Source organism: Flavobacterium sp., assembly GCF_035760125.1.
Taxonomy (GTDB): Bacteria; Bacteroidota; Bacteroidia; order Flavobacteriales; family Flavobacteriaceae; genus Flavobacterium.
The window spans coordinates 1-6,441 of sequence record NZ_DASTTN010000402.1 but is presented as its reverse complement, the minus strand read 5'-3'; the positions used below and the strand labels follow the sequence as shown (position 1 = coordinate 6,441).

Here is a 6,441-nt window from a genome sequence, read left to right as displayed (position 1 = left end):
ATAATTACTTTTTATTTCATTATTGATAGCATAAGATATAATATCGGATTGAACAACTTGAAGTTTACTTTCAATTTTTTCGAAATAATCTAAATTTTCATTTCTATAAAATTGAAGCCCGCTTTCTATTGTGTTTGTTTTTGATTTATAAAGTTTATCGCATATAATTTTATCGGTATCATATATCCAATAACTTGCTCTATTTACTTCCAATTCTACAGATGTAATTTTTAGGATATTAATAATTGTTTGGTTAAAATCATCACCATTAGAGTGGTTAATGACTGCTAAATCTTTAAGTGTTTTACTATATTTTTCTATTTTCCCCTGTCTTTTTGAATTTTCATATTCGATGTCTTTCAACAAAGTAATATCTCTTGCAATTCCTGAATAGCCATCTATTTCTCCGAAACTATTTCTTCTGATAAAAACATTTTGAGAAATCCATAATTCACTTCCATCCTTTTTGATAATAGGAAATTCAAGTGTGGTAAAATTTTCTTCAATATCAAGAATGTTTTGGTAAAAACTCATGGTATTGGTTATGTAGTCTTTTCGTATTATGGAAGAGAAATTTTTAGCCAGGAATTCCTCTTTTGAATATCCTAAAATTCTTATTGCATAATCATTTATAAATGTGAAATTTCCTTTGTAATCCGCTTCAAAAATGATATCTACGGCAGTTTGAATTAAGTTTTCGTACTGATTTCGTATTTTTATTTCATTAGTAATATCTTGACCTATTCCAATTATGGAGTCTTCGGAGAATTGTTTGTCAATCCATTGTATAAATTTATATTCCCCGTTTTTACATTTTAATTTTCTAACGTATAGTCGATTGTCTACAAAATTTGCATGATAATCAATTCCAATAAATTCGGGATCTTCGGTTAGTTTCCAAAATTTCAGTCCCATAACCTCATTTGGAGTATATCCTAATATTGAAGTAATGGTGTTACTGCAAAAAGTAACTTCGCCTTCTTTGTTTGTGGCAATGGTTAGCGAGTTCCCTTTGTTTACAATTTCATTGGTGAAATTAAATTTCTCTTGAATTTTTGCTATTGAGATGTGTCTTACATAGTTTATAATAAATACCATAAGACCGAAATTGATCAGTATAATACCCCTTTTGACAGGGATCAAATCAAAAGCATAAATTAGAAATAAATAGCAAAAGACAAGGCCTGAAAATATCCAATATTTTTTTATTGGTTTAATGATAATGTATGAAAATAAAAATAAAACTATAAATGCATAAGTAGGGATAATATCATCATGACGAAACGCAATATTGTATCCAACTAATAGTGAATAAAAATAAAATAAGAAAATAAAAATAGTTTTAATTCTATTATATAAGTATTTTGATTTTTCGCTTATTAAAAACAGTAACAGAAAAAAACAACCTATTGAAAAGTTGATTATTAATAGACTTTTGGGTCTTACATGAAATAATTCAAATAGAATTTCAAAAAATGGAATTATTAATCCAAGAAACAATAAATAAAGTTGGTATTCTCGTTTATCTGATTCTTCCGTTGGAAGGTTATCTATGTTTTTTAAAATATAATTTATTTTTGAATTTGAATACAATAATGCTATTATTATGGTAACAAGTAATATTAATAAAATAACATTTCTGTGGTTTGTAAATATTAAATGTGTTGATTCCAGGCTTAATTGCATAGGAATAGAAACTAAGCTTGGAAAAGAAAAGTTGAAGTTTAAAATGTACAATATGTTACAAAATAATAACATAGTTTAAAGGTTACTTTTTAATTGTATATGGCATTAAAATTTTAATCAGATTAGTAGGTAGCATATAGCTTGTTAATACTGTTTATTGAATTTCACGAGGAGCATCAATACCTACAATATCTGAATAGATTGCATAATTCATTGAATAGAGAAAGGGTAAGGTAAAAAATATACCAATACAACATCCCATAAAGCCTACTAATGAACCAATAAATGCCACAATTATTAATCCTAGTATAACGAATGGTTGCTTGAAAATAAGTAAAATGCTATATTTAATGGCTTCGATTGCTTTTAAATCTCCAAAAATGATAAGCGGGATTGTAAGAAGAGTAATATAGGAAATAAAACAAGTTGTAACTTTTCCAAGTAAATCTAAATGCAAGTACGTAAACAAAGTAGCTTGAACAAAACCAATCACCGAAATTAAAAATGAGGATACGATAATTTCTTTAAGATATGGAAGTTTATAATAACCAAATAAATCAGAAATATGGAACTCTTCATCTCGGTCTCCACAATGTGCCATTTTTAAGAATGCTGCCTGAAATGGGCTCAATAAACAGGATGTAATAAGTGAAGTAACACCAAAAATTAAAAAATTAGATTCGGATAGATTTTCAATTTTTAATTTTTCTGGAGAAAGTTCTTTTGTCATTGCAGTAACTCCTATTACGGATGCTAATGATATTCCAATAAAAATGGCAAATAAAACACTAAAAATGAAAAGAACTAATCCTGCATACAGTGCAATCTTTTTATAATTTTCGAAGGCATGATTAAAAATATTTGCAAAATCTATTTGGTATCCGTTTTTTTCAATATCGTATAATCTTTCTTGTGTTTGGTTCATTTTGACTAGGTTAATTATGTTGGTTAGATTAAGCTTTGTTTTAAAATCGATTTCTTTAAATGCTGTTCTCCATAAATGTTTTTTTTTCGGATACAATAATCTAAAAATTATGGCGATTTTGGATTCAGAGGGTAAAATTACTGTTTTTTTTACTTTTAAGAAGTCAAAATTTTGCTTTGACTAGTGTTGTACATCTTAGTAGTCACACTAATCATGAAATTTTGAGTAACTGGTTCTGATTTTTTGTGAGTAGCAATCGACAAGTCTTTTTGTGGATTTGTCTTTAAATAGGTTTAAATAGTCCGATAATTAGAAGAGAAAAGTACTTGATATATATCAGAATTCCTAAAAAAAATATAAAATAAGATTAATAGTTTTGAAAGAAATAATTTCTAGGTGTTTTGTAGATTCCCAATCATTTTTTTATTGTTAGAGCCAATTTAAAATTTTCTTTAAGGTATCTATTTTTTTTTCATAGGGTGCGTATCGTAACTCCAAATCCAACCAATTGGCTTTTTTTACAATTCCTTTTTGATGTGAAAAAGTATCAAAGCTCAATTTGCCATGATATGCACCTATCCCGCTATGACCTACACCTCCAAAAGGAAGTCTTTTATTGGCAAAATGAATAACAGTGTCGTTGATACAACCACCTCCAAATGAAAAATTGGTAACTATTTTTCGGGCAAATTTTCTATCGTCGGTAAAAACATATAGCGCTAATGGTTTCTCGTATCTTGAAATGGTTTGCGTTATTTCCTTTTCGTCTTTATAAGTGATTATTGGTAGTATTGGTCCAAATATCTCTTCTTCCATCAGTAAACTTTCAAGGGAATTTTCTTCAATTAGAGTTGGGGAAATGTAACAATCTTCGATGTCAGTTTCGCCTCCAAAAATTACTTTTTCAGGTTCAATTAAACCCATTAATCTGATGCAGTTTTTTTCGTTTACTATTCGAGCAAAATCTGGAGATTCTTTTGGGTTTTTGCCATAAGCTTTTGTGATTTCTTTTTTCAAAAATTCAACAAAATGGCTTTTCATGTCTTCTTGGATCAAAATATAATCTGGAGCAATACAAGTTTGCCCTGCATTCAAAAATTTACCCCAAACAATTCTCTTTGCTGCTAACTTTAAATTGGCAGTTTCATCAATAATGCAAGGGTTTTTCCCTCCTAATTCAAGGGTTACTGGGGTGAGGTGTTCTGCGGCAGCTTTGGCAACAATTTTTCCAACAGCTACACTTCCTGTAAAGAAAATATAATCCCAGCGTTGTGCCAATAATTTTTGTGCAGTTTCGACACCGCCTTCAATTACTTTTACGTGCTGATGTTGAAAAGCTTTTTCGGCAATTTTGAAAAGTATTGCTGATGTTCTTGGTGTCAATTCTGAAGGTTTTAAGACTACTTGATTACCTGCGGCAACTGCTGCTATCAAAGGACAAATCGCTAATTGAAAAGGATAATTCCAAGGGGCGATAATCAAGACTTTGCCGTAAGGTTCTTTAACGATATAATCAGTTGATGGAAAATTGAGTATAGAAGGAAAAACTCTTTTATTTTTACTCCATTTCCCAATGTTTTTTATAGTGTCTTTTAATTCGGATATAACATAATTGGTTTCGGTGGCAATCGACTCAAAAGGAGGTTTTTTGAAATCATCGTATAAGGCCTGAATGATTTCATTTTCATGCTTGATAATTACATCCAACAATTTAATTAAAGCTTCTTTTCTTGAACTAATGTTTAATTTGTAATTCATTGCAAAACAGATTACTTTATATACTGCAAGTTAAAATTTAATATCGATATTATAATATTTTTTTCATTAAAATATTAAATGGCTTTCCAGATCACTTCGTCTGGAGTTGGGGCAATAATAGTGATTTCCTCTTTCGAAACGGGATGTATAAATACCAGTTTTCGGGCATGAAGATGGATTCCTCCGTCAGGATTGCTTCTGTCAAAACCATATTTTAAATCCCCTTTTATTGGAGAACCAATTGCTGATAATTGCGCTCGTATTTGGTGGTGCCTGCCTGTGTGTAGTTGAATTTCGAGTCCGTAATAATTGTCTAGTTCTTTAATGATTTTATACTCCAAACTAGCCAATTTACTATCAGGTACTTCTTTTACGTGTGCTTTTGAAGTATTATTTTTCTCGTTTCTTTTGATGTAATGAATAAGGGTGTCTTCATTTTTGGAAGGCCTGTTTTTGACTACCGCCCAATATGTTTTTTGAGTTTCCCTTTGGCTGAATAATTCATTCATACGAGTTAAAGCTTTGCTGGTACGTGCAAAAACTACAATCCCGGTCGTTGGTCTGTCCAATCGATGCACCACTCCCAGAAATACCTCACCGGGCTTGTTGTATTTGTCTTTAATATATTCTTTTACAACATCGCTCAATGGCTTGTCTCCCGTTTTATCTCCTTGCACAATATCGCCTACACGTTTATTGACCACTATTAAGTGATTGTCTTCATGTAGGATTTGGAGATTGTTTTTGTTTGAAATTATTTTATTCGACAATGGTTAATTGTTTAGCAAATTTTAATGAATGAAAACTACTAGTATTGTTCTTTCTCGTTTGGAAAATCCTCTGATTTTACATCTTCTACATATTGACTAATTGCAGAAGTCATTCCTTCGTATAAATTCATGTAACGTCTCAAGAAACGAGGACTGAATTCGTTATTCATCCCCAACATATCGTGAATTACCAATACTTGTCCATCTACACCGCCACCAGCACCAATTCCGATAACAGGAATCGAAATGCTTTGCGCTACTTTTGTCGCCAAATGAGCTGGTATTTTTTCAAGTACCAAAGCAAAACAACCTAATTGTTCTAGTAATTTTGCATCTTCAATTAATTTTTCGGCTTCTTGTTCTTCTTTGGCACGAACGGTATAAGTACCAAATTTATAAATAGATTGTGGAGTTAATCCTAAATGTCCCATAACAGGAATTCCTGCATTCAAGATTTTTTTGATCGATTCTTTAATTTCTTTACCACCTTCCAATTTCACAGCGTGACCACCACTTTCTTTCATGATTCTGATAGAAGAACGTAAAGCTTCTTTAGAATCGGATTGGTAACTTCCAAAAGGTAAATCAACAACAACTAAAGCTCTTTCGACAGCTCGAACCACAGATGATGCATGATAAATCATTTGATCCAATGTAATTGGTAAAGTCGTTTCATGACCAGCCATAACATTGGAGGCTGAATCTCCAACCAAAATTACGTCAATCCCAGCGGTATCCACAATTTTGGCCATCGTATAATCATAAGCAGTTAACATGGAAATTTTTTCACCATTGGATTTCATATCAATTAAAGACTTGGTGGTAATTCTTTTGTAATCTTTTTTTATTGCAGACATTGGATTTATTATTTTAATTCCGAAACGCTCGGTATTGATTTTATTTTGAGAGTGTAAAAGTAATAAATTGAATTTTTTTAAATTGAATTTTTAAAAGGAATATCACAAAGGAGGCTTGGGAAATTATGAAATTGCTATTTTACTAAACTATTTTAAAGAATTTCTATAACAAATAATTAAAATAGCTAATTTTGAAAAACTAAATCACAAACATAATTTTGAAAAATATCCTCATTATTGACGACGAAGAAAAATTACGTCATCTTCTTGCCCGAATCATAAAATCCGAAGGTTTTGTTGTGTTTGAAGCTTCCGATTTAAAGTCTGGGTTTAAAAAATTGGATGCTAATGATATTGATGTTGTTTTATGCGACGTCAAACTTCCAGATGGCAATGGTGTTGATTTTCTTCAAAAAATAAAAACTGCTTTTCCTTTGACAGAGGT

Annotated in this window: 6 protein-coding genes; 1 reads left to right on the top strand and 5 read right to left on the bottom strand. The window is 30.6% G+C overall.

The window, feature by feature from the left end; translation table 11 throughout:
* The 5 genes from VFS71_RS14230 to panB form a co-directional block, all read right to left on the bottom strand.
* Positions 1–1,098 (bottom strand): PAS domain S-box protein (locus VFS71_RS14230; RefSeq protein WP_326402046.1); only part of this gene is annotated, 1,098 nt, incomplete at its 3' end.
* Positions 1,099–1,840: 742 nt separating this feature from the next.
* Positions 1,841–2,611, bottom strand: coding sequence for a hypothetical protein (locus tag VFS71_RS14225; protein WP_326402045.1), 771 nt, complete (start codon positions 2,609–2,611; stop codon positions 1,841–1,843).
* Between the two features lie 429 nt (positions 2,612–3,040).
* A complete protein-coding gene (locus VFS71_RS14220) occupies positions 3,041–4,369 on the bottom strand; it encodes an aldehyde dehydrogenase (protein ID WP_326402044.1) in 1,329 nt (442 codons plus the stop codon).
* 74 nt (positions 4,370–4,443) lie between these two features.
* Positions 4,444–5,139, bottom strand: a complete 696-nt coding sequence (locus VFS71_RS14215; RefSeq protein ID WP_326402043.1) for an RluA family pseudouridine synthase — start codon at positions 5,137–5,139, stop codon at positions 4,444–4,446.
* A gap of 38 nt (positions 5,140–5,177) precedes the next feature.
* On the bottom strand, positions 5,178–5,996 hold the full coding sequence (gene panB / locus VFS71_RS14210; RefSeq protein ID WP_326402042.1) for a 3-methyl-2-oxobutanoate hydroxymethyltransferase: 819 nt from the start codon (positions 5,994–5,996) through the stop codon (positions 5,178–5,180).
* 215 nt (positions 5,997–6,211) lie between these two features.
* Here panB and VFS71_RS14205 point away from each other — a divergent pair.
* Positions 6,212–6,441, top strand: a 230-nt coding sequence (locus tag VFS71_RS14205; RefSeq protein ID WP_326402048.1) for a response regulator, incomplete at its 3' end; no start/stop codon positions are given.